The sequence below is a fragment of the Sphingopyxis sp. Geo48 genome, from assembly GCF_949769155.1.
In the GTDB taxonomy this organism is placed as follows: Bacteria; Pseudomonadota; Alphaproteobacteria; order Sphingomonadales; family Sphingomonadaceae; genus Sphingopyxis.
In genome coordinates this window covers 744,882-770,729 of record NZ_CATKPA010000001.1, presented here as the reverse complement: position 1 = coordinate 770,729, position 25,848 = coordinate 744,882, and the positions used below count along the sequence as shown (strand labels likewise).

Genomic DNA, 25,848 nt, shown 5'->3' with positions numbered 1-25,848 from the left:
CTTATTCGGCGGGAACGGGCACGAGCGGACGGTCCGCCGCGGCGTTGTAGGGGGTTTCGGTCATCGGCTTTTCAGCGCGGACCTTCCCGCCGAGCGTTGCCCAGACGTTTGCGATCATGATCAGGAAGCCCGCGAGATACATGGCCCCGCCCGTCGCGCGGATCAGATACATCGGATGCATCGCGGCGACGCTTTCGGCAAAGCTGTAGACGAGGTAGCCGTCCGCCCCATATTCGCGCCACATCAGCCCCTGCATGATGCCCGCGACCCACATCGACGCGGCGTAAAAAACGATGCCGACGGTCGCGAGCCAGAAGTGCCAGTTGACCATGCGCAGGCTGTACAGCCGCGGACGGCCCCACAGGCGCGGCACCAGATAATAGACGCAGGCAAAGGTGATCATGCCGTTCCAGCCGAGCGCGCCGCTGTGCACATGGCCGATCGTCCAGTCGGTGTAGTGCGACATCGAGTTGACCCATTTGATCGACATCATCGGGCCCTCGAAGGTGCTCATCCCGTAGAAGGCGAGCGCCATCACCATCATGCGGATAATGGGGTCGGTGCGGATCTTGTCCCACGCACCGTTGAGCGTCATCAGGCCGTTGATCATGCCGCCCCAGCTCGGCATCCACAGGATGATCGAAAAGACCATGCCCAGCGTCTGCGCCCAGTCGGGCAGCGCGGTGTAATGAAGGTGGTGCGGCCCCGCCCAGATGTAGAGGAAGATCAGCGACCAGAAGTGGATGATCGACAGGCGGTAGGAATAGACCGGCCGTTCGGCCTGCTTCGGCACGAAATAATACATCATCGCGAGAAAGCCCGCGGTCAGGAAGAAGCCGACCGCATTATGCCCGTACCACCACTGCGTCAGCGCATCCTGGACGCCGGCGAAAGCGGCGTAGCTCTTCGACCCGAAGATGCTGGCGGGCATCGACAGATTGTTGACGAGGTGCAGCATCGCGATGGTGATGATGAAGCTCAGGTAAAACCAGTTCGCGACATAGATGTGCGGCTCGCGGCGCTTGACGATCGTACCGGCGAACACAACCAGATAGGCGACCCAGACGATGGTCAGCCAGAGGTCGACATACCATTCGGGCTCGGCATATTCCTTTGCCTCGGTCACGCCCATCAGATAGCCGGTCGCGGCGAGTACGATGAAGAGCTGATAGCCCCAAAAGACAAAGCGCGCGAGCGTCGGAAAGGCGAGCCGCGCGCGGCAGGTACGCTGCACGACGTAGAAGCTCGTCGCGATCAGCGCATTGCCGCCGAACGCGAAGATCACCGCCGACGTGTGCAGCGGGCGCAGACGTCCGAAGGTGGTATATTCGAACCCCAGGTTAAGTGCGGGAAAGGCGAGTTGCAGCGCGATATAAAGCCCCGCCGCCATCCCCGCGATGCCCCAGAACAAGGTCGCGATGACGCCCCAGCGGATCGGGTCATCGTCATAGACGCCCTGATCGGCGGGCATTTTCAGTATCCCGCGCGCGATGCCGTCGAAATCGGCACGTGATACCGTCGCCCATAACGCGATCAGACAGGCGAGCGCGACGATCACCATATGCACGGCGAAGGGCGCATCGACCGCAACCGCCGCCGCCACCAGCGCCAACAGGGCAAGCGCCAGCCAGCCGCCCGCTTTCGTTACCAGACCGTCCATATCGCAAGTCCCCATCGAGCGCGGTCGAAAGCCGCGCGGTTCGGAACCGCTCTGGGCGTGGTGGCGCCCGAAAACATTGATCGGGATCAAAGAAAAGGTTGCGCCACATCAATGTGAACCGACCGCAACGGGCGCAGAGACCGCCCGTCAACGGAGGAACCTACCTATGAAAAAAGACTATCTCTCCCTGCTCGCGCTGGCGACCATGGCCGCCGTTCCCGGTCAGGCGGCTGCGAAGGCGGGCGACGTGCAGTTCAAGATCTTCGCCACCTACGTGGCGCCCGACGGCAAGATCACCGACGTCAAGACCGACCGGATCGGCCTGCCGGCCGGAACTCAGGCCAAGGCCGACGACAATGTGACGCCGACGGTCGCGATCGAATATTTCGTGTCCGACGCCGTCTCGGTCGAGACGATCGCCGGCGTGACGCAGCATGACGTCGACGGCCGCGGCGCGCTCGATGGCGCAACGCTCGTCTCCAACGCCAAGATCGTCCCGGCAACGCTCACCCTCAAATATCATTTCGGCAAGGATGGCGGCATCCGCCCCTATATCGGCGCGGGGCCGAGCTATTTCATCTTCATCGACGAAAAGCCCGGCGCCACGACCCGCTCGCTCGGCGCGACGCGCCAGAAGATGGGGGACAAGGTGGGCGCGGCGTTGCAGGCAGGGATCGACATTCCGGTAAACGACCACGGGCTCGCGCTGTCCTTCGACGCCAAGCGCTATTTCCTGCGCCCGACCGCAACCTGGTATGCGGGCACGACCGAGGTGATCAAGACGCGGCACAGGCTTGACCCCTGGGTGATCAGCGCCGGCGTCGCGTTCCGCTTCTAGTTCCCCCGAACTGGCGCCGGCGGCCGGTCAGCCCGCCGTCATTTCCATCGCCGCGCGGTCGTTGATCACGATTTCGCGGCGAGATGGCAGGCCGAGCAGGCCGTCGGCGCCCATTTTGGTGAATTGACGGCTCGTCGTCGCGATCGTCAGGCCCAATATGTCGGCGATCTGCTGGCGGCCGAAGGGCAGTTCGACCCCGGCCTGCGTGTAGGCATGACACCCCTGCCCCGATAATCGTTCCGACATCTCAAGCAGGAAGGACGCCACCTTCTCCGACGCGGACTTGCGTCCAAGCAGCATCATCCAATGCCGTGCGCGGTCGCGTTCATCGAGCATGCGGCGGAGCAATTGTAGCCAACTCGAATAGCAAGCCCTTCGCTGCACAACATGGGAGGATATTGCCCGGGAACGCCGATGGCCTCCAAATCTTTCGTCCGGAAATTCGCTCCGTTTCGCCAGATCGATTGTACGCTCTCGCAATGATAATCGGCGTTGCAGTTCCGGGTGCTTCGAGGTCTCCTGAGCAAATTTCGGTGGGTTACCCCAGCGTTCCCTTGCGCGGCCCCATATAGCCGAACAGATAGGCGGCGACTTTCCGCATCTGGATTTCCTCCGCGCCTTCGGTGATGCGGTAGCGGCGGTGGTGGCGATAGATATGTTCGAACGGCTTGTGCCGCGAATAACCGATGCCGCCGTGGACCTGCATCGCGCGGTCGGCGGCTTCGCAGACGAGGCGGTTCGCCCAGTAATTGCACATGCTGACCTTGTCGGAGAGCGTTCGCTCGATCTCCTTGTGCGGCGTGCGGTCCATCTCCCACGCGGTCTTGCGGATCAGCAGGCGCAGCATTTCGGCCTGCGTCGCGAGTTCGACGAGCGGGAACTGGATCGCCTGGTTTTTCGCGAGGGCTTCGCCGAACGGCTTGCGTGACCGCGCATAACGCACGCTTTCCTCGATGCAGTAGACCGCCGCGCCCAACGATGACGCCGCCTGCCGGATGCGGTTCTGGTGGACGAAGCTCTGTGCGATCGACAGCCCGCCGCCGACCGGGCCCAGCCGCGCGCTGTCGGGCACCCAGACGCCGCTGAAGGTCATCCGCGGATGATCGGTCGGCATGTTGAAGGTCCACATATATTCGTCGACCGTCATGCCTTCGGTGCCCGTCGGCACGAGCAGACATGTGATGCCTTGCGCATCGCCATCCTGTCCGTCGGTGCGGCAGAAGGTCGCGCAGTGGGTCGCGACATGCATGCCGGTGATCCACATCTTGCGGCCGTTGATCAGCCAGCCGTCGACGCCATCGCGGGTTTCGCGCACCGCGCGTGTCTCCATATGCGTGGCGTCCGATCCATGGTCGGGTTCGGTCAGGCCGAAGGCGGTGCGCCGCTTGCCCTCGAAGCCGCCGAGGATGAATTCCTGCTTCTGTTCCTCGCTCGTCGCGAACTGTTCGAACATCTCGACGAAGGGGAAGTTGCCGACGATGCTATGCTCGTTCTGCAGGTCGTTGTGGAGGCCGAGGCCCTTTGCGGCAAAATGCTCGCGGATCACCGCCATCCACAGATTGCTGCCGTCCTTGCCGCCATATTTCTTCGGCGCCGAAAAACGCCAGTGGCCCGCGGCATCGGCCAGCCGCGTCGCCTGGCGCAAAAGCTGCTCCCACTCGTGCCGTGGCAGGCCCTGATTGTCCCAGTCGGTGCGGCTATGCTCGCGCCGGTGGTCGAAGAAGCGGATATTGTCGTCGGCATTCTCGAGCGGCCTGATCTCGGCTTCGATAAAGGCGTCGAGTTCGTCCAGATAGGCCTGCAAATCGGCCGGAACCGCAAAATCCATCGTTTCTCTCCCGCTTATCCTATCCGTTCCACGCGGCGCGCGCCGCCGCCAGCGCGGCATATTTCGGGCTGTCGACGGTGCATTTGTCGAGCGCCGCGCGGCGCAGGCGCGCGAGCAGGCCCGGTTCCGCCAGCGTTCGCTCGCCCGACATCAGCGCGTCGGACAGCGCCTTGTCCTCCGCGCGCACGCCGGCATCGAGATCGCGCATCACGATGCCGAGCGCGTTCATTGCGACCACCGCTTCGAATTTGTCATGGCCTTCGGACTTCGGCTTGACCGCACCCTCGATCCAGTCGCGCACCGCCTGCACCATCTCGCGGTTCGTCGGCTCGCCGAACGGCACGGACATGGCCGGGGGCGACGGCGGCAGCACCCGCGCCCTCTCCGCTTCGGGTGCATCCACCCCGATGAGTTCGACCAGGTCGAGTTCCTGCTCCGCCGTTCGCCGCCCGATGACGACGCGCTCGACCGTCGGGTCGGCTCCGTTCCGCCACGCCTGCCCCATCTGCAGGCAGCCGAGCGCCCACCAGAGCGTGCGATAGACAAGCCAGAAGCGGAACCGCGCCGAATCGACCGGGCGGCCACCCGCCGCCCGATAGGCGGCGAAATAATCCTCGAGACTGCCGAGGCCGAAGGCGGGCCGCTCGATCCGGCCAAAGCGCCACACCGCCATGCAGCCGAAGGCGAGATCCTCGTGCGCGTCGCCCAGATGCGCGAGCTCCCAGTCGAGCACCGCGGCGAGGCCGCCCCCATCCTTCGCGAGATCGACCATCACATTGCCCATGCGATAGTCGCCATGGACGAGCACGGGCTCGGCAGGCGCGGGCAGATGATCCTCGCACCAGCGGATCGCGAGCGCGATCGCCGGACGATCGCCGCCATAGGACAGGAACCGCGCCTTGAGCTCCGCGAGCGCCTCGGCGGTGTCCATCAGCGGGATTGCGGCGGGAATCGCCGCGCGCGGGATCGCGTGGATGCGCGCGAGCTCGCGGCCGAGGTCGGCGAGCAGGGACGGCGGCGGGTCCGCCAATATCTTCGCCGGGCTCACCTCGGCGACGATGCGGCGCATCACATAGCCGGTGCCCATGCCGTCGGCATCGGACAGCACGCCGACGACTTCGGGCGCCTTCACCCCCGCCGCGTGCGCCGCGATCACCAGCGCGGCCTCGTCGGCATGGCCATAGGGCCGGCCCGCCATATAGTCCGCCGACGGTGCGCGACGCAGGACATAGCCCGCCGATCCCGCCGGGCCCGACCAGTCAAACGACCAGCTTTCCATATTCGCACCGCCCGACAACCGAACCAGGCCCGACAGTGCGCCCCGGCCGAGAATACGGGTCATGAATGTGCCGAGCTTCTCGTGCAGATCAGCCATCGCCCCCACCGTCGCATCCCCCCCATCGATCTTTACTTGGCATCACGATTAAACAAACCCCGCCGGCCGACCGATGCAAGGGCCGGAGGTATCATTCCGCAGATCCGGACGCTTTTCGTACACCGGTACCCTGCGAGAGGCATCCCTTCGGCCGCAGCAGACCGCGCGGACATCGCCATCCAACACCCCTTGCGTTCGTCCGCCAATTAAGCCACAACTTTACGTGAACGTAAAGGTAAAGACCAGCGAACAGCCGAGAGGATTTCTTCCCCATGACCGACGTCCCCAGCTTCGACAGCATCAAGCTCGAAATCGCCGACACTGTCGCGACGATCACGCTCAACCGCCCCGATCGGCTGAATTCGATGCCGCCCGCGATGGCCGACGATATTCGCGCCGCGCTCGATCATCTGCCGAGCCTCGGTGCGCGCGCGTTGCTGATCACGGGTGAAGGACGCGGCTTCTGTTCGGGCGCCGATCTGGCGGATGACCGGTCGGGTGGTGGCGCGGTCGGCGGGGGAGCGCGGAGCCGCAACGCGCTGCGTGGGCATTACAACCCGATGCTGCTCGCGCTCGCGAATCTCGACATCCCGGTCGTCGTCGCGGTCAATGGCCCGGCGGCCGGTGTCGGCTGCAGCTTCGCCCTCTCGGGCGATTTCACGATCGCGGGCAAAAGCGCCTATTTCCTGCAGGCCTTCGTCAACATCGGCCTGGTTCCCGACGGCGGCTCGTCGTGGCTTCTCCCACGCCTGGTCGGCGTGCCGCGCGCGCTGCAGATGATGATGCTGGGCGAGAAGATTACGGGCGATCAGGCGGCCGACTGGGGCATGATTTACAAATGCGTCGAGGATGCCGATCTGCTGGCGGAAGCCAAGGCGCTGGCAACACGCCTTGCCAACGGCCCGACGATCGCCCTCGGCACGATGCGCAAGATACTGCGCGACGGGCTGACGCAGGATTTCGCGACCACGCTCGACGCCGAAGCCAGGGGCCAGTTCATCGCGGGGGGCACCGCCGATGCCGCCGAGGGCATCCTGGCGTTCCAGCAGAAACGCAAGACCGAGTTCAAGGGCAAGTAAGCCGGGGCGCATCGGCGCAAATGCCTGTGGTCCCCGGCTTTCGCCGGGGTGCACGGATTTTACTCCGCCGCTTCTTCGACCATCACTTTCTTGTAGATGCTCGTGCGCGGATAAGAGCAGAGGCGCTTTACCATCGGCTCGAAGAACTCGAGCGGCAGGGTGTCGTAGTCGGGGTCGAACGCCGGCGCGTCATATTTCTCGCAGAATTCGGCGCAGGCGGCCGCATAGGGACTGTCGGCGAACTGGTCGCGCATGTCGCGATCGAGGCCGATATAGTGGAAGAAATAATGGCCCTGGAAGATGCCGTGATGCTGGACGATCCAGAGATTCTCTTCCGACAGAAAAGGCTTTAGGATCGCCGCCGCGACATCGGGATGGTTGAACGCGCCCAGCGTGTCGCCGATATCGTGGAGCAACGCCATCACGACATATTCCTCGTCGCGGCCGTCGCGGTGTGCTCTGGTCGCGGTTTGCAGGCAATGTTCGAGACGGTCGACCGGAAAGCCGCCGTAATCGCCGCCGAGCAGCTTCAGATGCTCGAGGATGCGGGTGCCGTTGTTCGGCGCGAATTCCTTCTGCTCGCGCGCGATGATGTCCCAGTCTTCCTGCGTTCCGTCGATCATCGAGCGGAACGTCGCATGCTCGTGCGTCATGTCGGCCATGGCAGCCTCTCCTGAATTGGCGGAGAGCCTATCCTATTCGTTGTTATTTGCAACGTTATAGGTCTTGACCTCGGCCTGGGTCAGGCAGCGGCGCGTCGACTTGTCCTCGGCATTGGCGATCGCCTTCTGCCGGTACATCACCTCGGTCAGCAGCTTGCGCGACACCCCCATGCGGATCAGGAAATCATTGTCCTCGCTCGCCAGCAGTGCGGCATCCTGTTCGATGTCGCCGATCAGCTCCTTGGTCGCGTCGGTCCCCATCGCTACGCTCATGTCGATCGACTGGCGATCGCCGGTACGCGTGAACATATGGACGATGAACAGCCCGCCGGGATCGATCACGCGCGGCTGTCCGCCCATGAAGATGAAGTTGCACGCGCTGAAACACGCCCATCCCGCCGGAATTCGCGTCATCAACCCGAAGTTCGAGCGGATGATGCGCCCCGCCGCGTTGCCCGCGCGCGCATCGCCGCCGGGCGAGCTCAGCCAGACTTCGCCGACATCGGGATTGGCCTCGAGCGCCTTTTTGAGCCGGTCGGGGGCGCCGGCATCGATCCGCCCCTCGGCGAGCAGCACCTTCGTGCCGCCCTTGGTCGCCGGCGTGAAGGTCATCGTCGGATTCGCCGACCAGCCGGGCGCGGCCGGACAGGTCGGGTTCGCAGGGTCCATCTTGACCTTCGCTGCGCCGGTCAGGCTAGCGAGGCAGGCGGCCGCCAGCGCGACGCGCGCGATCCTAGGCCGCAAGGACATAGCGCGACTGTCCCGGACCGCGGCACATTTTCTTGGAAACCCGCGTTTCCTCGCCCTCGACGATCACCACGTCGGTAACGTTCATGCAACTGGTGCCGTCGGCGAGCTGGTTCTTCGACGCGACGGTCGACGATCCGCTGACATTCTCGCGCGTCGTGCTGGTCCAGTTTGCGGTTTCTCCGACGTCGCCGCTGCGCGTCACCTGCTCGGTCGCGGCTGCCGCCTGCACCTGCTCCTTCGGGTCGAGCTTGCAGGCGATGGCGTTGGTCAGCGTGCCGCTGACCTCGGCGATCGGAACATAGCTGTAGACGCCGGCCTTGCTCGCCGCGCTGCCGATCGCGCTGTCGAGTACGCCGCCGATGATCGCACGGCCCGCACCGCTTCCCTTCTTGCCCTTCGGACAGCCGCCATTGTCGCTGTCGCTGGACGTCGGCGCCGGGCTCGGCGTCGTCACCTTGCGCAAGATGCTGCCGAACTGCGCCTGCGCCGGAGCCACGGCGAGTATGCAGGCCGCCATCATGGCCGGGGCACCCCATAATCTGTGCTTCATCGAACCGTCCCTCACCGCACCCTTATCGGGCAACTCGCGACCCCTGTCGCATCAATTCATGCCATCTGCTGTGATTTTCATCAACAACCGGCGAAATGTCATGCAGACAGGTTGAATTAAGGCTGAATATGTCACAGTAACGCCCCATGCTTTCGCAAAAGACCCGTTATACGATCCGCGCGTTCCAGCATCTTGCCGATCACTGGGGCAAGGGGCAGGTCCAGCTCGCGGATATTGCGGAAGCGCAGAATATCCCGCCCAAATTCCTGACCGTGATCCTGTCCGAAATGGCGCGCGAGGGGTTGCTCATCTCGCAGCGCGGGCGCGACGGCGGCTACCAGCTCGCGCTGCCGCCGATCGACATCAGCTATGGCGACCTCGTCCGCCTGACGCGCGGCTCGCTCGCGCTCGTCCCCTGTGCCGCGCGCAACGCGCACGAGCATTGCAAGAACTGCCTGCCGGAAGCCGAATGCCGGCTGCGCAGCCTGATGCTGAAGGTCCGCGACGACACCGCCTCGATCCTCGACCGCATTACCCTCGCCGACCCGATCGAGCTCGAACCTTTGTTCGAGAAGGACGAGGCGGCGGAATAGCCGCTCCAGTCAACGCAACAAAAAAGGCCCGCTTTCGCGGGCCTTTTGTAATGGTGGAGCCTAGCGGGATCGAACCGCTGACCTCTACAATGCCATTGTAGCGCTCTCCCAGCTGAGCTAAGGCCCCGTGCCATTTTCAGGATCGCCCTGGCCAATATTCTTGGCTAGTGCGACCGGGACGCCGCCTTTACCAGCGCGCGTCCGTTATGCAAGGGGCCAAATGCGTTCGAGGACGCTTTTTTGATCCCCTGCGTATCGAACTCCAGAAGATCAGCCTTCTTCGTCCTCGTCGTCGCCGGTCGCGACGCCCAGATCGTCGTCGCCGCCCAGATCGACGTCGTTATCGGGCGAATCGGTGTCCTCATCGACATCGACGTCCAGATCCAGATCGTCATCCGCCGCCGGTTCGGCCGCGACCTTGCCCGGCTTTTCGACTTCCTCGAACGGCATCGGCTGCTTCGATTTCAGGACCGATTCCGGCAGCCATGCATAACCGCAGTTGATGCAGGTGACCGGATCGTCCTTGGTCAGATCATAGAATCGGGTGGCACATTTCGGGCAGCTGCGCTTCGCGCCCCATTCAGCCTTTACCATAACAGCCTCGTAAACCTCTGAAGAAAGGATAGGAATTTCGGAAGAGAGACAGCGCCGACAGGGCCATCCGCCAAATTGGCGTGCGCCTTGCCAGATTGTTTGCCCGCTGTCAAAAGCCGCACGCCATGACAGACCAGACCGCCCGCCCGCGCCGCTTTTCCGCCTCCGCTCCGCTCAAAGGTAGGATCGCGATTCCCGGTGACAAGAGCATCTCGCACCGTTCGCTGATGCTGTCGGCGCTCGCGGTCGGAACCAGTCGCGTCACCGGGCTCCTCGAAGGTCACGATGTTCTGGCAACCGCCGCCGCGATGCGCGCGATGGGCGCGGGCATCGAGCGGCGGGGCGATGGCGAATGGGTCATCGACGGCGTAGGGGTCGGCGGGCTGCTCCAGCCACGCAAAGCGCTCGACATGGGGAACAGCGGCACCTCGACCCGTCTGCTGATGGGCCTGGTCGCGAGCCACCCGATCACCACCACCTTTATCGGCGACGCCAGCCTGTCGGGCCGCCCGATGGGCCGCGTGATCGATCCGCTGTCACAGATGGGCGCCGATATCGGCGCGTCGCCGGGCGGCCGCCTGCCGCTGATGGTGCGAGGCCTCGCGCCGGCCGTTCCTCTCTCCTACCGTCTCCCGATGGCGTCGGCGCAGGTGAAGAGCGCGGTGCTGCTCGCCGGCCTCAGCACCCCCGGCATCACCGAAGTGATCGAGCCCGTCCCGACGCGCGATCACAGCGAACGGATGCTGCGGGGCTTCGGCGCCGACCTGACCGTCGAGACCGACACCGACGGCACGCGCCACATCCGCATCCGCGGCGAGGCCGAACTCAAGCCGCAGACGATCGTCGTGCCTGGCGACCCCTCGTCGGCCGCCTTCTTCATCGTCGCCGCGCTGATCGTCCCCGGATCGGACGTCACCATCGCGAATGTCGGGCTCAACCCGACGCGCGCGGGCCTCGTCGAGGTGCTGCAGGCGATGGGCGGCGATATCGCCCTGCTCGACGCGCGCGAAGTCGGCGGAGAGCCCGTTGCCGACCTTCGCGTCCGCCACAGTGCCTTGAAAGGTATCGAGATCGACCCGGCCGTCGTGCCGAGCATGGTCGACGAATTCCCGATCCTCTTTATCGCCGCTGCGCTTGCCGAGGGTCGCACCGTCACGACCGGCCTCGACGAACTGCGCGTCAAGGAAAGCGACCGCCTTGCCGTCATGGCGGCGGGTCTGCAGGCCATCGGCGCGCGGGTTGAAGAAAGCGAGGACGGCTTGATCATCGACGGCACCGGCGGCGACCCGGTGCCCGGCGGGGCCACCATCGCCGGCCATCTCGACCACCGCATCTGCATGAGCTTTGCGGTCGCGGGGCTCGTCAGCAAGGCGCCGGTCGAAATCGACGACATGGCGCCCGTCGCGACCAGCTTCCCGAATTTCGAGGCTTTGCTCGAAGGGCTGCAGGCGTGATCATCGCCGTCGACGGCCCCACCGCGTCGGGCAAGGGCACGATTGCGCGCGCGCTGGCCGCCCATTTCGGCCTGCCCGTACTCGACACCGGGCTGCTCTATCGCGCGGTCGGCTATCAGACGCAGCTCGGCCACGGCGATCCCGACAACGCCGCCGACGCACTCGCCGCCTGCCACTTCCCCGACACGCTGCTCGACGATCCCGCACTCCGCTACGAAAGCACCGGCGGCCTCGCGAGCCGCGTGTCGATCCACCCGGCGGTACGCAAGGCGCTGTTCCAGCGGCAGGTCGATTTCGCGAACCAGCCCGGCGGCGCGGTGCTCGACGGGCGCGATATCGGCACGGTCATCGCGCCGCACGCCGACGCCAAGCTGTTCGTCACCGCCTCGCCCGAAGAACGCGCGCGCCGTCGTCATGCCGAAATGCGCGCGCGCGGGGTCGATGCGACCTATGACGCGGTCCTCGCCGACGTCCACGCCCGCGACGCGCGCGACACCGGCCGCGCCGACGCACCGCTGCTCCGCGCCGACGACGCGCTGCTGCTCGACAACAGCGATATGGATATCAACGAAGCGATCGCGGCGGCGATCGCCTTCGTCGAGGAAAGGGTCAGGCGACCCAGCTGATCTCGGGCAGCGTTTGACGCTCGGGGGCAGGCCCGGCGTGATAGACGCAAGTCTCGCCCATGCCCTTCAGCATCTCGTTGTGCGGCGGCCCGAAAGCGGCGCGATCCTTGGCGCGCAGCCAGGTGCTTTCCGAAATCGCGATACCGTTGACCGGCGCCGTGCCTTCCAGCCGCGCCGCCATGTTCACGGTCTCGCCCCAATAATCATAGGCCATCCGCGTCGCGCCGATGACGCCGCCGACGACCGGCCCGCTGTGGATGCCGACGCGCAGGCCGACGTCGGTGCCCGCCACTGCTTGCAACTCGGCGACGCCCGCCAGCACATCGCGCGCGAAGGCGATGGCGGAATCGGCGCTGTTCCCGCTCGTCACATTGCCACCCGCGATCGCGAGATACGCATCGCCGATCGTCTTGACCTTCTCGACCCCATGCTTTGCCGCGCAGGCGTCGGCATGGTTGAAGAAGGCATTGAGCACTTCGACCAGATGCCCCGGCGACACGCGCTTCGCGAGTTTGGTGAAGCCGACCATGTCGATGAAGATCACGCTCGCGTCGGCATAGGCGTCGGCGACCATCCGTCCATCGCGGATGCGCTCGACCGCGGCGGGCGGCAGCATGTTATAGACGAGTTCCTCATTCTTCCGGCGCTCGGCCTCGAGCGCCTCGGCGAGCGCGAAGGCGCCGCAGCTCGACCGGTCGATGGCGACGTTGATCGCCAGCATGATGACGGCCCCGCTCGAATAGCTGAGCAGCGCGTACCACATCCCCGCGTCATGGCTCTGCACCGGCAGCACGGTTGCGAGAAAGACGAACAGGTCGAGCCCGAGCCACAACAGGAAGAGTCGCGGGCGGCCCGCCAGCACGACGGCGGCAAAGGCGCTGACCCCGAGCCGGTTCATCACCCCGACCGCGTGCATCTCCTCCTGCATGTCGATCAGTTCGTCGAACAGGATCAGGTTGATATGGCCGAGCAGGAAGACGATCCCGAGCAGGGCCGCAAAATCCAACCCCGGCCGCGCGATATAGCCCGACCAGAAGGTCGACGCGATATAGGCGCCCGCGAGCGCGATCATCGCCCCGAACAGCACCGCCAGCTTCGCCGTATCGACCGGATTGACCAGCAGCGGATTGACGATCGTGTAGGCCAGCGCCACCAGCATGAACAACACGCCATAGATGCGCACGAACGGCAGGCGCAGCGTGCGCGCCGTTTCCTGGAATCGCGCCTCGACCGCCGGATCGGCGAACTGGCCGTGCGACATCACCTGCATGGAGACCCCTCTCGATTGCGTGGGATAATCTATAAGCAAGGTCTTACGATGGAGTTTACCTTCGGCGCGCGCCCCTCCTCGTCGCCTTTGACTTGACCCGGGGTCGATTCCAGCGGCGAGGGCATGGACCCCGGATCAAGTCCGGGGTGACGATGAAAGCAAGGTTTCGCCTTGCTTTTGCGCACCCTCCGCCATATATGCCCGCCGTCCGACAGGCTTTGGCCGGTCGAGGCACGGACAAACCGCCGCTCTTCGAACATGAGCGTCGGGCGTGACGGGATGCACTCGTCGCGCCCTTTTTGCTTTGCTCCTGCCCCGATTGGCAAAGGCTGGAAGGATGTCCTGCATCGCATCCGGCGGGCAGGACAGATCGGCCAAAAGACCAGCGGAACCAACCGCTTGGCCGGAACAGATGAAGTAAGGAAGAACCCATATGGCCTCTACGGCTTTTCCGTCGCGCGACGATTTCGCCGCGATGCTCGACGAATCGCTGGGTGGTGCTGATGGCGGCTTTGAAGGCCGCGTCGTCAAGGGCACCGTGACCGCGATCGAAAATGACCTGGCAGTGATCGACATCGGCCTGAAGAGCGAAGGCCGCGTGCCGCTTCGCGAATTCGCGATGCCGGGCCAGAAGGCCGACCTCAAGGTCGGTGACGAAGTCGAAGTCTATGTCGACCGCGTCGAAAACGCCAATGGCGAAACCATGCTGTCGCGCGACCGCGCTCGCCGCGAAGCCGCCTGGGACCGCCTGGAAGAAGAATTCAACAAGGAAGCCCGCGTCGAAGGCGTTATCTTCGGCCGCGTCAAGGGCGGCTTCACCGTCGATCTCGGCGGCGCCGTCGCGTTCCTTCCCGGCAGCCAGGTCGACATCCGCCCCGTGCGCGACGTTGGCCCGCTCATGGACCTTCCGCAGCCCTTCCAGATCCTCAAGATGGATCGCCGCCGCGGCAACATCGTCGTGTCGCGCCGCGCCATCCTCGAGGAAACCCGCGCCGAGCAGCGTTCGGGCCTGATCCAGAACCTCGAAGAGGGCCAGATCATCGAAGGCGCGGTCAAGAACATCACCGACTATGGTGCGTTCGTCGATTTGGGCGGCATCGACGGCCTGCTCCATGTCACCGACATGAGCTACAAGCGCGTCAACCACCCGAGCGAAGTCATCAACATCGGTGACACCGTCCGCGTCCAGATCATCCGCATCAACCGCGACACGCAGCGCATCAGCCTCGGCATGAAGCAGCTCGAAAGCGATCCGTGGGAAGGCGTCGCCGCCAAGTACCCGGTCGGTGCGAAGCTGTCGGGCACGGTCACGAACATCACCGACTATGGTGCGTTCGTCGAACTCGAACCCGGCATCGAGGGCCTGGTCCACGTCAGCGAAATGTCGTGGGTCAAGAAGAACGTCCACCCCGGCAAGATCGTTTCGACCAGCCAGGAAGTCGATGTCATCGTTCTCGAAGTCGACAGCGACAAGCGCCGCATCTCGCTCGGCCTCAAGCAGGCCCAGTCGAACCCCTGGGGCGCCTTTGCCGAGGCTCACCCGGTCGGTTCGGTCGTCGAAGGCGAAGTCAAGAACGCTACCGAGTTCGGCCTGTTCATCGGCCTTCCGGGCGACGTCGACGGCATGGTTCACATGTCGGACATCGCTTGGGGCATCTCGGGCGAAGAAGCGCTGCACCTCCACCGCAAGGGCGAGAATGTGCAGGTCGTCGTGCTCGACGTCGATGTCGAGAAGGAACGCATCAGCCTCGGCATCAAGCAGCTTGAAAAGGGCGCTCCGGCCGTTGGCGGCGCCAACACTGCCGGTTCGGGCTCGCTGAAGAAGAACGACGTCGTCACCGTGTCGGTCCTCGAAGTCCGCGACAACGGCCTCGAAGTGCAGGCTGGCGAAGATGGCGCCACCGGCTTCATCAAGCGCGCCGACCTCGGCCGCGACCGCGACGAACAGCGCCCCGAGCGCTATCAGGTCGGGCAGAAGTTCGACGCAATGGTCACCGGCTTCGACCGTTCGAAGAAGCCCAGCTTCTCGGTCAAGGCAATGCAGATCGCCGAAGAGAAGGAAGCCGTCGCGCAGTACGGCTCGTCGGACTCGGGTGCATCGCTCGGCGACATCCTCGGCGAAGCGCTGAAGGCTGGCAAGAAGGACTGATAATTTCGTCCCTCTGCCGTCAGGCAACAGAAAAGGCCCGCGAAGTGTCCCTTCGCGGGCCTTTTTCTTTCAGTGATATATTTTGACCGAACAGTGATTCATGATACTCTCCAGCCCGCGTTGGGAGGGGTCCTCACGCAATCCGAACCGGCAAAGACCGGATGGCCTGCATCCCGCGGGGTGCGCGTGATATGTCAAGGGGAAGCAAATGATCCGGTCGGAACTGGTTCAAAAGATCGCGAGCGAAAACAGCGACTTGCGCCTTGAAGAGGTCGAACGCATCGTCGACGCCTTTTTTGATTCGATCGTGGATCAACTGGCCGCAGGCGGCCGCGTCGAACTCCGCGGCTTCGGGGCCTTCTCGACCCGCTCCCGCGAATCGCGCACCGGCCGCAACCCGCGCACCGGCGCTCCGGTGGCTGTGAAAGCCAAGGCAGTCCCTTATTTCAAGCCGGGCAAGGAAATGCGCGAGCGTCTGAACGACTGATCGCGCGTCTCAAACCTTCGTCATTGCGAACCCGGCGAAAGCCGGGCGAAGCAACCCGAACGGTGAGCGCACACCGTGGATCGACGCATCGCTTCGCGCCTGGCAATGCCGCGGAAGAGGCAGGATCGCAGTCTCAATTCTTGAGGCGGTAACCCGTTCGAAACACCCAGAAGATCACCGCCAGGCATAGCGCCAGGAACAGCGCAACCGCCCCCATGCTGACTTCGATCCCGACATCTCCCTGCCCGAAGAAGGTCCAGCGAAAGCCGCTGATCAGATAGACGACGGGATTGAACAGCGTGACCGCACGCCACGCCGCGGGCAGCATGTCGAGCGAATAGAAAGCACCGCCCAGAAAGGTCAGCGGATAGACGACGAGCAGCGGGATCACCTGCAACTGCTCGAAACTCTGCGCCCAGATACCGATGATGAAGCCGAACAGGCAGAAAGTCACCGCCATCAGGATCATGAAGGCGACCATCAGCAGCGGGTGCGCCACCTGCACATCGACGAAGAAATGCGCGGTCGCAAAGATGATCGCACCGATGATCACCGATTTCGTCGCCGCCGCGCCGACATAGGCGATCAGCAGTTCGAGCGGCGACATCGGCGAGGATAGCATCTCGTAGATCGTCCCCGTCCATTTGGGCATATAGATGCCGAAGCTCGCGTTGCTGATGCTTTCGGTGAACATCGTCAGCATCATCAGGCCCGGCACGATGAACGCGCCATAGGGCACGGTGCTGACGTCGCTCATCCGGCTGCCGATCGCCGAGCCGAAGACAACGAAATAGAGTGTCGTCGTGATCACGGGCAGCATCAGGCTGGTCCAGAACGTACGCCCGAAGCGCGCCATTTCGAACAGATAGATGGCACGAATGCCGCGTAAATTCTTGATCATGCGGCGCGTTCCTCGGTCTTCGTCTCATGTACCAGCCCGACGAAGATATCCTCGAGCGAACTCTGTTCGGTGTGGAGATCCTTGAACTGGATGCCGAGGTCGCTCAGCCGCCGCAGCAGCGACGGCACGCCCGTCGCCTCGGCCTGGCTGTCGAATTCATAGACCAGCTCATGTCCCTCGCCGGCGAGCACCAGATTCCACTGGGCCAGTTCGGCGGGCACCGCATCCAGCGGGTCGGCGAGGTTGAGGGTCAGCGTCTTGCGCCCCAGCTTTTTGATCAGCGCCTCCTTCTCCTCGACAAGGATCAGCCTGCCCTTGCTGATCACCCCCACGCGGTCGGCCATCTCCTCGGCCTCTTCGATATAGTGGGTGGTCAGGATGATCGTGACGCCGCGCTCGCGAAGACCGCGCACCATGTTCCACATGTCGCGGCGCAGCTCGACGTCGACACCCGCGGTGGGTTCGTCGAGAAACAGGATATCGGGCTCGTGGCTCAGCGCCTTCGCGATCATCACGCGGCGCTTCATGCCGCCCGACAGCTCCATGATCTTCGCATTGCGCTTGTCCCAGAGCGACAGATCCTTGAGCAACTGCTCGATGAAGGCCGGATCGCTGGGCTTGCCGAACAGCCCGCGCGAAAAGGTCACCGTCGTGATTACCTTCTCGAACGCGTCGGTATGCAGTTCCTGCGGCACCAGCCCGATCATCGAGCGCGCGGCGCGATAATCGCGCGCATGATCGTGCCCGCCCACGGTCACCGTCCCCGCGCTCGGCGTGACGATGCCGCAGACGATGCTGATCAGCGTCGTCTTGCCCGCGCCGTTCGGCCCGAGCAGCGCGAAAATCTCGCCCTTGTTGATGGTAAGGTCGACACCGGCCAGCGCCTGGTGCCCGCTCTTGTAAGTCTTTCCGAGGCCGGAAATGTCGAGGACGGCAGTCATGCCATCGCGTCTAGCCGAGCGGCCGCGCAGCGGGAAGCCGCAAACATCGCTTGACCTCCACCGGACCATCGGCTTGACCCGCAAGCCAAGCGGACGTGGCGAAATCGGTAGACGCAGCAGACTTAAAATCTGCCGTCCTAGTGACATGCGGGTTCAAGTCCCGCCGTCCGCACCAGATTGATAATAGGGGAGAAATGGCCTCCCCTATGCGGCGTTGTTCGCGGCCCTTTTCGGCGCCGTGTGTAGTTCTGGTGTAACCGCGTCAAGATTCCCGGTGTCGATGGCGTCGATGGCGGCATCAACATGGCTGTCAGAGATGTGCGTGTAGTTGAGGACCATCTGCATAGTCTTATGGCCGCTGATCCGCTGCACGGTCGGCAAGTCCACCTTGGCGGCAACCAGCGCCGTGATGGCCGTGTGTCGCATGACGTGCGGTGTCACCTTCTTTGTGCTGAGGCCAGCGTTCTTGACCGCACGGGCAAACTGCTTCGCCATGCTGCATCGGTGGGGGCGCTTCGCATCGCTCCGGGTCGTCGGGAAGATATAGACATCCGAATCGTTGCGCTGCCCGCGCTCGCGCTCCAGCATGGCGGTCAGGCTGGCAGTGATCGGTTGCCACCGCTCCCCCGCTTTCGCCTCGGTGATGTGGATGCGGCGCTGTGCGAAATCGACATCGGCCCAGCGCACCCGCAATATCTCGCCGTGGCGCATGGCGGCATTGAGGCCGAACGCGACGAACAGCCATGTCGTGGGGTCTTGATCGGCAACTGCGGCTTTCATCAATGCCGCTTGCTGCTTCGCGGTCAGGACGGTGATGGGCTTTTTTGCCTCTTTGCCCTTGGTGATGGCCGGGCGGTCCTCGGCCTTGATCCATTTCCACTGGATCGCGCGACGCAGCATGTGGCTGAGCGTCGATAGCTCCCGGTTGATGGTCGCCTGCTTCACCCCCTGCTCTTCCCGGTGCCGGGCATAGTGCTTGATCGCGAAGTCCTTGAGCTTGTCGGCGCGTGTGTTGCCGAAATATGGGATAAGGTGCTGCTCAATGTGCCGCTTTTTGTTCGGCAGATCGCGAAACCCCTTGTCGTTCGGGCCTAGCGTGTCGGTGAGGCGGGTAAGATAGTCAGTCGCGACCTCGCGGAACAGGCGATGCACCTTGCGCCCGGTTGGTAGGTCTAGCCTCCCTTCCCTTGCCTTGGTCCGCAGGGCTTCAATGGCGCGCTCCGCCTGTTCACGGGTCACGCCCTCGCTCTCGCGACCGATAACGCGGTGAACGCGCACCCCGTCGGCCATGATGTTGACCGAGAACCGGACATCGCCGTTGCCCATGCGTTCGGCAGTTATGCCATGCTCGTTGATGCGCTGCCCCTTGTCGAGCGCTCGGATAGCGGGCCGCGTGAGACGCTGGAACCGGAGTGCCATTAGAATGCCTCGCCCATAAGGCTGTAATCACCCTGCTGGAAAAGCTCTTGCGCTCGCCGCTGCCACATCTGGCGATAAAGCTCTCGGCCCGCCGCCTCGGCCCGGTCGTAAGGCTCGCGGGCCGCTTCCCATTCGGCCTTCGCTTTTCTGTGTATCTCGTCCAGTTCCTCGATCCGGTCGATCACTTTAGACAACTCGGCAGCGGTGTCCTTGTCGTCCACCATCGCTGCCAACGCCTTGCGTTCCCGACTTCTGTCGGGTGGTCCTGGGGGTACGGTCCCGACCGCCAGCGCGTTTATCGTGCTGCCAAAAATGCCGCCGGCCGCGCGTCTGAGTGGAGCCTGATCTTCTGGGAGGTCCGCAAGGGCGTAGATGTGATGCGCGCCTAAAACCGCACATAGCTCGCGCTTTTCTTGCTCTGCTTGATGCAAGCGCCCGAAGGCCTCCATAATGATTTCGTCGTCGCTGGTTCTGTCCGGTCTTGCACGACGCACGGGGCCGCGTTCGAACATGCGAGCGACTGCCGCCCAAGTCGTCAAATCTTTCGACCAACGCTTTTTCGTTACGGCCTCGATCTCCTCGATTTCTGCGGCGACCTGACGCAACAGCCGGTCGGTATGTTCCCCGCCAGCTCTGCGCTCATCATCGAAAGATTGGAGCAGGCGAAACTCAGCCTCCTGCGCGACGCTACGCCCGTTCGCCTTGGCCGCCTGCTCCAGATTGCCCTTCAAAGCGGGGGACGTTCTCACGCCGATCTGCTGGCGCTTTTGCTCGACGGGCAGCGCGGGCCGCCCTCTCTTTGATTCGCTCATCTTCAATCCTGCCACCGTGATTAAACCGATATGCCAATATCACGCGTGCAGCTTGTCCGCAACCCAACCTAGAACTATAAAGCGCTATGCGGGCATACCTAGACATTGATACCGGCATACCGGCCCGCTGCCGGTCGAGGAGCACAGTATGGACAATGAAAGCGCTATTGGCGTCGAGCGGGTTAATGTCCGCCTCTTCCCCGACAACCGCATTACGCGGGCTGATTGGGCGAAAATGGTGAACCGCACGACCAAGACAGTCACCATGTGGGCGTCAAAGGGGTGGGGGCCGCAGCCGATTTCGGTTGGCGGGCGCATCTTCCACAATTTTGCCGAATGTCAGGCGATGGCGCGGGGCGAAGTCCCGATCAAGCCTCTCGCCAGAGCGGCGTAATGCGTCATGGGTGGCAACGAAAGGGCGACGGCCCATAAACGTCTAGGGGATCGCGTGACCTTGACCTCACGCAATCCCCTTGTCGAACAGACTTTGCTCGGCAGCAATCTCCCTCTCGACCCGACTCATCTAGAGGACGCACGTCGGTGGGGCAACGCATTGTTGATGGCCCGCGATGCGTGGGCCGATTCAAACCGACATGGGCGCCGATACTCTGACCGCGATGCGGCCAGCCTTCCCGTTCGCCCTGCATCCTCAAGGGAATATCGCAAATGAACGTCGCAACGAAACTGTCGCCGCGTGATGCGGCAAAGGAAATCCTCTGGAACCGGAACGACGGGCTTTCATGGAAAGCCGCACAGTTCCTTGGCCAAGTCGTCGGCCTGCCCGACCGGCCCCTGTCTCCTGCTCAATCGGACTGGCTCAAGACCTTGACCGAGAGGGCGGGGATCGGCGCGGAGGTGGACGCATGACCGCCCCGCACCAGCAAACCGCGCGCTGGCTGATGGCCCTCGCTGCAACCCTCGGCCCGAAGGAACGGAAATTCCTGGGCGAAATGTGCCGGATCGAGCGCCCTTCGGCAGCGCAGATGGCGTGGATCGACCGCATTACGTCGCGAGCGATCGACAAGGCAGGAAAGGTTGGCCGCCATGCATGATGACGACGATCTGCCCGACTATCCCGACGAGGGCGTCGGCTTTCAGCGACACAGCGAGGCGTCAAAGGATGGCGCCAGAGCGGCCAATCCCAAAAAGCCCACGCAGGAAGGCCTCTGCATGGATTTCATACGGGAGCGCGGCGCTGTCGGTGCAACCAGCGATGAAGTCGCGGAAGCTACTGGCATCGAGCTGTACATCATCCGCGCCCGCCTCGCTGGCCTGCACAAGAAAGGCCTGATCTTCGGTGATGGTCGCCGCGATGGCGGGCATGGCGTGACGGTCACGGTCTGGAAAGACATTGCCCTGCGTCCGCCCGTCGAGGACGGCCAGCGCGATCTGTTCGAGCAGGCGGCATAACGTGGGCCGCGTGACCATCTCACGCGCGGGGAGCTTCTACCGGGTCGGGGTCGATCCGGTAGATGCCCTGCCGCCCTCGTTCGTCCGCCCTTCGACATACACCAGCCACCGGGGCGCGTTCGACACGGCGCACCTGTTGGCAGAGGCCACCGGCTTTCCCGTCGTCGATCAGACGCAGCACAAGGGAGCATCGCATGGCTGACAACACGAGAGACCGCCAGCATGGGTATGCGATGGCTCAAGATTGCCGCGCCATGATCCCGAAGCTCGACGAACAGATTGCGGCGGCAAAGACGAAGCGGGAGGCGAAGCAACTGCGCCAGCGTCGGAGGCTCTGCCGGGATATTGTCCGATGGTGCGAAACACGGGCGGGCTACATCGAAGGGGCGAAGCCATGAACGAATCTGAATTGGGCGCGGCTCCGGCTGGCGTGTGGACGATGGAGCGCCTGCGGGGCATGACGCGCGCGCAATTCAACGAGGCGGTAAAGCGCGATGGGCCGCCGCCTGTCGAACTGGGGTTGCAGTTGATCACCGAACGCATCGGATGGAATTTTTGCAGGCCCTAAAAAGGGGGCGTGGCGTGTCTCGGAAGCGCGTTGCACCCGCCACGGCGCAGAATTTTCGGACACCATAAAAAGGGGTGCGCCGTATCTCGGAAGCGTATTGCGATGCGCCGCGGCGCTAAATTTTTTGACACCGTAAAAGGGACCGCGCTGGTTCCATCTCCTGATGCACTCCTAGGCCGCCCTTGATATCCCGCGATGATGACAGGATGGGTTGATTACATCATCGCCAGCGACGATCCCACCGACCGCGCTCTGCTGGACGAGTTTCGCAATCAGGCTTGGGCCTACGGCGAGCTGATGCGCTTCATCACCGCCGATCCTGAAAACATCAACGAAGAGACGTTTGCCAGCCTCGAAGCTGCGCAGGAAGCCGACAACGATCTACAGGCGCGGATCGCTGCTCGCGGAAAGGCTCTGCGCGATGCCGGACATGCACCGGCCGATGAAGCCGCGTTCAAGGCATGGCGGGCGACGTGGGTGCCTCTTGCCAGCTATCTGGCTTCGAAAGGCGACGAAGTCCCTCGCGCGTGAGCAACCGCGCCGTAATTGAGCCAGAAATCGTTAAAGTGCCGAAATGTTGCGGATGCTTTAGGTTGTCCCCATTAAGTGAATAGGCGACAGGGGATTATCAGGTGGCTCTTACGGTTCATCCCGAGATCGGGACGGTGTTGATTTGCAACTACGACAGCGGGTTTCGCGCGCCCGAGATGACCAAAATACGTCTTTGTGTCGTGGTGTCGCCGCGCTTGAAGCGTCGTGATAATCTTTGCACTGTCGTGCCGCTGTCGACGACACCTCCGCAACCCGTGGAAGAGTATCACCATCTCGTAACCTTGCCCCGCGACATTCCCAAATATGAGGGCCGAGAAAAGTGGGCGAAATGCGACATGCTCGCTACAGTGGCATTTTCTAGGCTAACAATGCCATACGAGCAGCGCGTTGCATATGATAGCGGACGGAAATTCATTTCCATGCGGCTGAACCCTGAGGATTTAGAAGAGGTTAGAAACTGCGTCCGGCGCGCCCTTGGGTTCGACGTTGAAAATTAACCGAATCAACCTTATATTGACGTCGTTCCTGCGCTGCCTCGCGGCATCAGGCTTAAGTCCTAGCTTGCTAGGCGGGGCCATCTGGCGATGACAAGCTGTTGGCCTTTTTGTCAAAAAGCCCCGGCCAGAGATGGCTGGGGCTTTGTCACATCACAGACGAAAAAAGGGCAGCGAGCCGAAACCCGCTGCCCTGAAACCTCACGCTGGCGTGAGATTGTTAAGCCGCCTCCCTCCTGCATCGGCGGTCCCCGGCGCGGTAGACCTGCCCCGCCTCATAGGCTCTGCGCCAATCGTGCATGAAAACATCGACGCGCCGAACAAGGGAAGGACCGGCTTCGCGCCCGTTGCGAAGGTCACTGACCAATCGCGGGTCTCGATCCACGGACCGGCCAAAGACGCTCGGCGGCATATCCGCTTCCCGCAAGAAGGCGTTGATGCGCTTGACGAGGCCCGCGTTAAGGCCGGGTGCGGGTGCGCCGTCCCCGATCATACCAGCCCCCGGCGCTGCATTACGGCCCAAACCAGATGCCTGGTGCATTGATCTGCGCGCGCCAGCTCGACCAGTGTCAAAGCGTCAGCGCTGGACATAACGTGACTGACAAGGCGCTCTAGCTGATCCGGGGAGAGTATCTGGACCAGCCCAAGGATCACGGCCATTTCGGCGCGCAAGGGCAGATTGGCTTCCATGAAGTCCGCCAGCCGCTCGGCCTTGATGACGGCTTCGCGGTCGTGGTGGAGCGGGAAGTGAAAAACCCCCTGCTGCTCGCGCATCGCCATGCCCGCGCGCCGCTGCTGCGCCCATCGGCCATTATCGACCTTGCGCGGTGCTGCCGTGGGCAGCTTCACGACGGCGGCGCTCATCCGAACCGCCCTGCGGGGGTCACGTCCCGCTCGCTCTCGTCGCCGGTCAGTTCCCCGTCATCGTCCGCGCCCCTGTCGGGATCGCTGATTGTGCAGCCGGGGCCACGTTCGGCGTGGGCATATGACGACGGCATGTTGCAACCGTCCTCGTCGTCAATGCCGTAGCTGTCCGAAATGGCGCACCCCGGCCCGTCACTGGCTACAGCAAGCGCAAGCTCGGTGGGCACGTCGTCCTCGCTGTCGAGCGCGTCCTCAAGGTCAGGATCGCCGTCGGCTTCGTCCATGCGATCGATGAGGGATTGAACCAGTCGCTCGAGGTGCGGTCGCGGCAGCGACGGGATGAGCGCAAGGGCGATGTCGGCGGGGAGCCGCGAAGCCCCCCGACCGATACGAATGGACAGCGCGCTCATTGCAGCACCGAGAAAGCAAGATCGACGGTCTGCATTGCCAGCCATGAGACGAACAGACAGGCCGCCCATGCCTTTGCCGTCATCAACGGGCTCTCGGCTTCCCGGCGCGCGCTCATGCCCAAATGCTCCGCTTGGCAGCGATGTGGGCCTTGACCATATCGACGCCGCCCGGAACGGCCTTGAGCGCATCGACACGCGCGTTCATGGTCGAATGGTAGTGCTGGGCGTTTGTGCTGATGAAGTCCTGTGCGAACCTCTCGTCCATGTGATCAGCGGGCGCGACATAGCGGGGCGAAAGCTCATAGGTCGGGAAGGACAGATGCAGCTTGCCGTCAGGGCAAACGAGGGCAACGCCGCCGTCCCGTTCCCACGGTGCCAGCCATGCCTCCGCATATTCGGCTTGCAGCCGCACCATGTCGGCAATCACCGCGTCAGGGTATTTGCGGTGCCAGCCTTCGGTATGCTCCTCGCGCTCGCCAGTCGCATCCTCTCGCGCCCAGAGCAGCTTGGTCTTGTGGAGCAGCGCGCGGAAGTCAGGCGCGGGGGTCTGGATCAGGGCAAAGCGTGCGTTGCTCTCGACGGTGCCAGCGTCGTCGCATTGTTTGGCGAGGTCATCGTCAAACGGGCGGCCCTGCGCCTTTGCGGCGGCGAAGTCGTCATCGTGGAGTTTCGCGGCTGCGTCGTAGGCGGCTTTGGCGGCCTCCCATGCTGCGAACGCCGCGTCCCATGCTTCTTTCGTGCTTAACGTGGTGGCGCGTTCGGGCGCACTGGTGCTATCAGCTTTCATGTCGTCATTCCCTCTAGGTCAGGGTTTGCGATAGGGCTGGGGTTCGGATTGCCGTCCGTTCCTCGGCCCGCCTCGGATTCTGGCCTTGGCAGTTCGTTACGTAACGCCATTAACGATAGCAGTCAACCCTGTTACGTAACGCTATTGCGCCGACTGCTCCGCTCCGTTATGTAACGGTCATGGTTTTATCGAACGCTGAGCGGCAGGCCCGCTACCGCCGCAATCTCAAAGCCCGCGCCACCGATCCCGGTTCAGCAGCGAGGGCGGCGGCTGATGCTGCCGCTGCGGCGCTGTGGGCGCTGTTCAACCGCGTGAATGACGCGTCCGTTGTGGACCATCCGAAATTCGAGGATTGGCGCGGCAAGTTTATGGGGGACGAGCTGGTCACAATTTGCCGTCAGCTACTCAATGACCCCGACTGTTCGCCTGATGAGGCGCTCGCGATCCGCGCCGTTGTCGAGATCGACGACGCGCTCAAGCTCAAGCATGACGTCGGCGGCTCTTGACCGGCGCGCAAACCTATTGAATCAATCTGCCGTGCTGTCGGGGGGAACGGCGCTCGCGACCCGCGCCGTTGACCGCAGCAGGCCGCGACGTGTGGGGGCGTTGGCTCGGGGCTTTAGTCCACTTTGGAGCATCGAGCGCGCGGCTAGATCAAAGTGACGGCGCGTTAGGGCAGCCGTCGTCAGCGTAGGTTGACGCCTCATCATAAACCGCCTGTTCGGGCGAATCTCCGACGTCTTTCGTCAACTCGACAACGCGGGAAAGGGCCTGC

General features: G+C 63.5%; 33 protein-coding genes and 2 tRNA genes. 18 read left to right on the top strand and 17 right to left on the bottom strand.

Annotation, left to right across the window (positions count from 1 at the left end; translation table 11 throughout):
• Position 1: 1 nt before the first annotated feature.
• Positions 2-1,660 carry a cytochrome-c oxidase, cbb3-type subunit I gene (gene ccoN / locus QOL79_RS03980; protein ID WP_283418699.1) on the bottom strand — a complete coding sequence of 553 codons (1,659 nt, stop codon included), beginning with the start codon at positions 1,658-1,660 and terminating at the stop codon, positions 2-4.
• Positions 1,661-1,826: 166 nt separating this feature from the next.
• Here ccoN and QOL79_RS03975 point away from each other — a divergent pair, with 166 nt between their 5' ends.
• The gene (locus tag QOL79_RS03975) at positions 1,827-2,498 is read left to right on the top strand and encodes an OmpW/AlkL family protein (RefSeq protein ID WP_058454086.1); all 672 of its coding nucleotides are present in this window, start codon (positions 1,827-1,829) and stop codon (positions 2,496-2,498) included.
• 27 nt (positions 2,499-2,525) lie between these two features.
• Here the strand turns inward: QOL79_RS03975 and QOL79_RS03970 are convergent, their stop codons facing one another.
• The 3 genes from QOL79_RS03970 to QOL79_RS03960 form a co-directional block, all read right to left on the bottom strand.
• Positions 2,526-2,834 (bottom strand): helix-turn-helix domain-containing protein, encoded by a 309-nt coding sequence (locus QOL79_RS03970; protein WP_283418698.1) that lies wholly within the window; start codon positions 2,832-2,834, stop codon positions 2,526-2,528.
• Between the two features lie 202 nt (positions 2,835-3,036).
• Positions 3,037-4,326 (bottom strand): acyl-CoA dehydrogenase family protein, encoded by a 1,290-nt coding sequence (locus tag QOL79_RS03965; RefSeq protein WP_283418697.1) that lies wholly within the window; start codon positions 4,324-4,326, stop codon positions 3,037-3,039.
• 19 nt (positions 4,327-4,345) lie between these two features.
• Positions 4,346-5,701: a phosphotransferase gene (locus QOL79_RS03960; protein WP_283418696.1), complete on the bottom strand. Its 1,356-nt coding sequence runs from the start codon at positions 5,699-5,701 to the stop codon at positions 4,346-4,348.
• A 272-nt stretch (positions 5,702-5,973) separates the two neighbouring features.
• Between QOL79_RS03960 and QOL79_RS03955 the strand changes: the two genes are divergently transcribed.
• Entirely contained in the window at positions 5,974-6,780 is an 807-nt protein-coding gene (locus tag QOL79_RS03955) for an enoyl-CoA hydratase-related protein (RefSeq protein ID WP_204993932.1), read from the top strand.
• A 59-nt stretch (positions 6,781-6,839) separates the two neighbouring features.
• Here the strand turns inward: QOL79_RS03955 and QOL79_RS03950 are convergent, their stop codons facing one another.
• The 3 genes from QOL79_RS03950 to QOL79_RS03940 are packed head-to-tail and all read right to left on the bottom strand — an operon-like array spanning position 6,840 to position 8,742.
• Entirely contained in the window at positions 6,840-7,442 is a 603-nt protein-coding gene (locus QOL79_RS03950; RefSeq protein ID WP_283418695.1) for an HD domain-containing protein, read from the bottom strand.
• 33 nt (positions 7,443-7,475) lie between these two features.
• Positions 7,476-8,192 carry a COG3904 family protein gene (locus QOL79_RS03945; protein ID WP_058454091.1) on the bottom strand — a complete coding sequence of 239 codons (717 nt, stop codon included), beginning with the start codon at positions 8,190-8,192 and terminating at the stop codon, positions 7,476-7,478.
• A complete protein-coding gene (locus QOL79_RS03940; RefSeq protein WP_283418694.1) occupies positions 8,176-8,742 on the bottom strand; it encodes a hypothetical protein in 567 nt (188 codons plus the stop codon). Before QOL79_RS03940 ends, QOL79_RS03945 begins: the two co-directional genes overlap by 17 nt.
• A gap of 146 nt (positions 8,743-8,888) precedes the next feature.
• Between QOL79_RS03940 and QOL79_RS03935 the strand changes: the two genes are divergently transcribed.
• The gene (locus tag QOL79_RS03935; protein ID WP_283418693.1) at positions 8,889-9,335 is read left to right on the top strand and encodes an RrF2 family transcriptional regulator; all 447 of its coding nucleotides are present in this window, start codon (positions 8,889-8,891) and stop codon (positions 9,333-9,335) included.
• Positions 9,336-9,386: 51 nt separating this feature from the next.
• On the opposite strand, the gene QOL79_RS03930 is transcribed toward QOL79_RS03935, so the two are convergent.
• Positions 9,387-9,462: transfer RNA gene (locus tag QOL79_RS03930), tRNA-Ala, on the bottom strand.
• 143 nt (positions 9,463-9,605) lie between these two features.
• The gene (locus QOL79_RS03925) at positions 9,606-9,929 is read right to left on the bottom strand and encodes an FYDLN acid domain-containing protein (RefSeq protein ID WP_282947180.1); all 324 of its coding nucleotides are present in this window, start codon (positions 9,927-9,929) and stop codon (positions 9,606-9,608) included.
• A 125-nt stretch (positions 9,930-10,054) separates the two neighbouring features.
• Between QOL79_RS03925 and aroA the strand changes: the two genes are divergently transcribed.
• A complete protein-coding gene (gene aroA / locus QOL79_RS03920) occupies positions 10,055-11,383 on the top strand; it encodes a 3-phosphoshikimate 1-carboxyvinyltransferase (protein WP_283418692.1) in 1,329 nt (442 codons plus the stop codon).
• A complete protein-coding gene (locus tag QOL79_RS03915; protein ID WP_283418691.1) occupies positions 11,380-12,009 on the top strand; it encodes a (d)CMP kinase in 630 nt (209 codons plus the stop codon). Before aroA ends, QOL79_RS03915 begins: the two co-directional genes overlap by 4 nt.
• Here the strand turns inward: QOL79_RS03915 and QOL79_RS03910 are convergent.
• The gene (locus tag QOL79_RS03910) at positions 11,993-13,279 is read right to left on the bottom strand and encodes an adenylate/guanylate cyclase domain-containing protein (RefSeq protein WP_283418690.1); all 1,287 of its coding nucleotides are present in this window, start codon (positions 13,277-13,279) and stop codon (positions 11,993-11,995) included. The genes QOL79_RS03915 and QOL79_RS03910 overlap by 17 nt on opposite strands.
• A gap of 433 nt (positions 13,280-13,712) precedes the next feature.
• Here QOL79_RS03910 and rpsA point away from each other — a divergent pair, with 433 nt between their 5' ends.
• Both rpsA and QOL79_RS03900 read left to right on the top strand, forming a co-directional pair.
• The gene (gene rpsA / locus QOL79_RS03905; protein WP_058454098.1) at positions 13,713-15,428 is read left to right on the top strand and encodes a 30S ribosomal protein S1; all 1,716 of its coding nucleotides are present in this window, start codon (positions 13,713-13,715) and stop codon (positions 15,426-15,428) included.
• 208 nt (positions 15,429-15,636) lie between these two features.
• Positions 15,637-15,915, top strand: coding sequence for an integration host factor subunit beta (locus tag QOL79_RS03900; RefSeq protein WP_204993938.1), 279 nt, complete (start codon positions 15,637-15,639; stop codon positions 15,913-15,915).
• A gap of 133 nt (positions 15,916-16,048) precedes the next feature.
• On the opposite strand, the gene QOL79_RS03895 is transcribed toward QOL79_RS03900, so the two are convergent.
• Together QOL79_RS03895 and QOL79_RS03890 are read right to left on the bottom strand one after the other, a co-directional pair.
• A complete protein-coding gene (locus QOL79_RS03895; RefSeq protein WP_058454099.1) occupies positions 16,049-16,816 on the bottom strand; it encodes an ABC transporter permease in 768 nt (255 codons plus the stop codon).
• Positions 16,813-17,757, bottom strand: a complete 945-nt coding sequence (locus QOL79_RS03890) for an ABC transporter ATP-binding protein (RefSeq protein WP_283418689.1) — start codon at positions 17,755-17,757, stop codon at positions 16,813-16,815. The genes QOL79_RS03895 and QOL79_RS03890 overlap by 4 nt, the downstream gene beginning before the upstream one ends.
• An 89-nt stretch (positions 17,758-17,846) precedes the next feature.
• Between QOL79_RS03890 and QOL79_RS03885 the strand changes: the two genes are divergently transcribed.
• A tRNA-Leu gene (locus QOL79_RS03885) sits at positions 17,847-17,932 on the top strand.
• A gap of 29 nt (positions 17,933-17,961) precedes the next feature.
• Here the strand turns inward: QOL79_RS03885 and QOL79_RS03880 are convergent.
• A complete protein-coding gene (locus QOL79_RS03880; protein WP_283418688.1) occupies positions 17,962-19,176 on the bottom strand; it encodes a tyrosine-type recombinase/integrase in 1,215 nt (404 codons plus the stop codon).
• Complete coding sequence (locus QOL79_RS03875) at positions 19,176-19,988, bottom strand: hypothetical protein (RefSeq protein ID WP_283418687.1); 813 nt, start codon at positions 19,986-19,988, stop codon at positions 19,176-19,178. The genes QOL79_RS03880 and QOL79_RS03875 overlap by 1 nt, the downstream gene beginning before the upstream one ends.
• A 148-nt stretch (positions 19,989-20,136) precedes the next feature.
• Between QOL79_RS03875 and QOL79_RS03870 the strand changes: the two genes are divergently transcribed.
• From QOL79_RS03870 to QOL79_RS03830, 9 genes are all read left to right on the top strand, one after another.
• The gene (locus QOL79_RS03870) at positions 20,137-20,382 is read left to right on the top strand and encodes a DNA-binding protein (RefSeq protein ID WP_283418686.1); all 246 of its coding nucleotides are present in this window, start codon (positions 20,137-20,139) and stop codon (positions 20,380-20,382) included.
• 272 nt (positions 20,383-20,654) lie between these two features.
• Complete coding sequence (locus QOL79_RS03865) at positions 20,655-20,855, top strand: hypothetical protein (protein ID WP_283418685.1); 201 nt, start codon at positions 20,655-20,657, stop codon at positions 20,853-20,855.
• Positions 20,852-21,040, top strand: a complete 189-nt coding sequence (locus tag QOL79_RS03860; protein WP_283418684.1) for a hypothetical protein — start codon at positions 20,852-20,854, stop codon at positions 21,038-21,040. Before QOL79_RS03865 ends, QOL79_RS03860 begins: the two co-directional genes overlap by 4 nt.
• A complete protein-coding gene (locus QOL79_RS03855; protein ID WP_283418683.1) occupies positions 21,033-21,398 on the top strand; it encodes a hypothetical protein in 366 nt (121 codons plus the stop codon). The genes QOL79_RS03860 and QOL79_RS03855 overlap by 8 nt, the downstream gene beginning before the upstream one ends.
• Before the next feature lie 10 nt (positions 21,399-21,408).
• A complete protein-coding gene (locus QOL79_RS03850; protein ID WP_283418682.1) occupies positions 21,409-21,600 on the top strand; it encodes a hypothetical protein in 192 nt (63 codons plus the stop codon).
• Entirely contained in the window at positions 21,593-21,796 is a 204-nt protein-coding gene (locus tag QOL79_RS03845) for a hypothetical protein (protein WP_283418681.1), read from the top strand. The genes QOL79_RS03850 and QOL79_RS03845 overlap by 8 nt, the downstream gene beginning before the upstream one ends.
• Complete coding sequence (locus QOL79_RS03840) at positions 21,793-21,966, top strand: hypothetical protein (protein WP_283418680.1); 174 nt, start codon at positions 21,793-21,795, stop codon at positions 21,964-21,966. The genes QOL79_RS03845 and QOL79_RS03840 overlap by 4 nt, the downstream gene beginning before the upstream one ends.
• A 195-nt stretch (positions 21,967-22,161) precedes the next feature.
• Positions 22,162-22,497: a hypothetical protein gene (locus QOL79_RS03835; protein ID WP_283418679.1), complete on the top strand. Its 336-nt coding sequence runs from the start codon at positions 22,162-22,164 to the stop codon at positions 22,495-22,497.
• Positions 22,498-22,598: 101 nt separating this feature from the next.
• Entirely contained in the window at positions 22,599-23,015 is a 417-nt protein-coding gene (locus QOL79_RS03830) for a type II toxin-antitoxin system PemK/MazF family toxin (protein ID WP_283418678.1), read from the top strand.
• 486 nt (positions 23,016-23,501) lie between these two features.
• Here the strand turns inward: QOL79_RS03830 and QOL79_RS03820 are convergent, their stop codons facing one another.
• The 3 genes from QOL79_RS03820 to QOL79_RS03810 all read right to left on the bottom strand — a co-directional run bounded on the left by QOL79_RS03820 (position 23,502) and on the right by QOL79_RS03810 (position 25,073).
• Positions 23,502-23,876 (bottom strand): hypothetical protein, encoded by a 375-nt coding sequence (locus QOL79_RS03820; RefSeq protein WP_283418676.1) that lies wholly within the window; start codon positions 23,874-23,876, stop codon positions 23,502-23,504.
• Positions 23,873-24,286 carry a hypothetical protein gene (locus tag QOL79_RS03815; RefSeq protein WP_283418675.1) on the bottom strand — a complete coding sequence of 138 codons (414 nt, stop codon included), beginning with the start codon at positions 24,284-24,286 and terminating at the stop codon, positions 23,873-23,875. The genes QOL79_RS03820 and QOL79_RS03815 overlap by 4 nt, the downstream gene beginning before the upstream one ends.
• A gap of 112 nt (positions 24,287-24,398) precedes the next feature.
• Positions 24,399-25,073: a hypothetical protein gene (locus QOL79_RS03810; RefSeq protein WP_283418674.1), complete on the bottom strand. Its 675-nt coding sequence runs from the start codon at positions 25,071-25,073 to the stop codon at positions 24,399-24,401.
• A 179-nt stretch (positions 25,074-25,252) separates the two neighbouring features.
• Between QOL79_RS03810 and QOL79_RS03805 the strand changes: the two genes are divergently transcribed.
• Positions 25,253-25,579 carry a hypothetical protein gene (locus tag QOL79_RS03805; protein ID WP_283418673.1) on the top strand — a complete coding sequence of 109 codons (327 nt, stop codon included), beginning with the start codon at positions 25,253-25,255 and terminating at the stop codon, positions 25,577-25,579.
• Positions 25,580-25,848 lie beyond the last annotated feature (269 nt).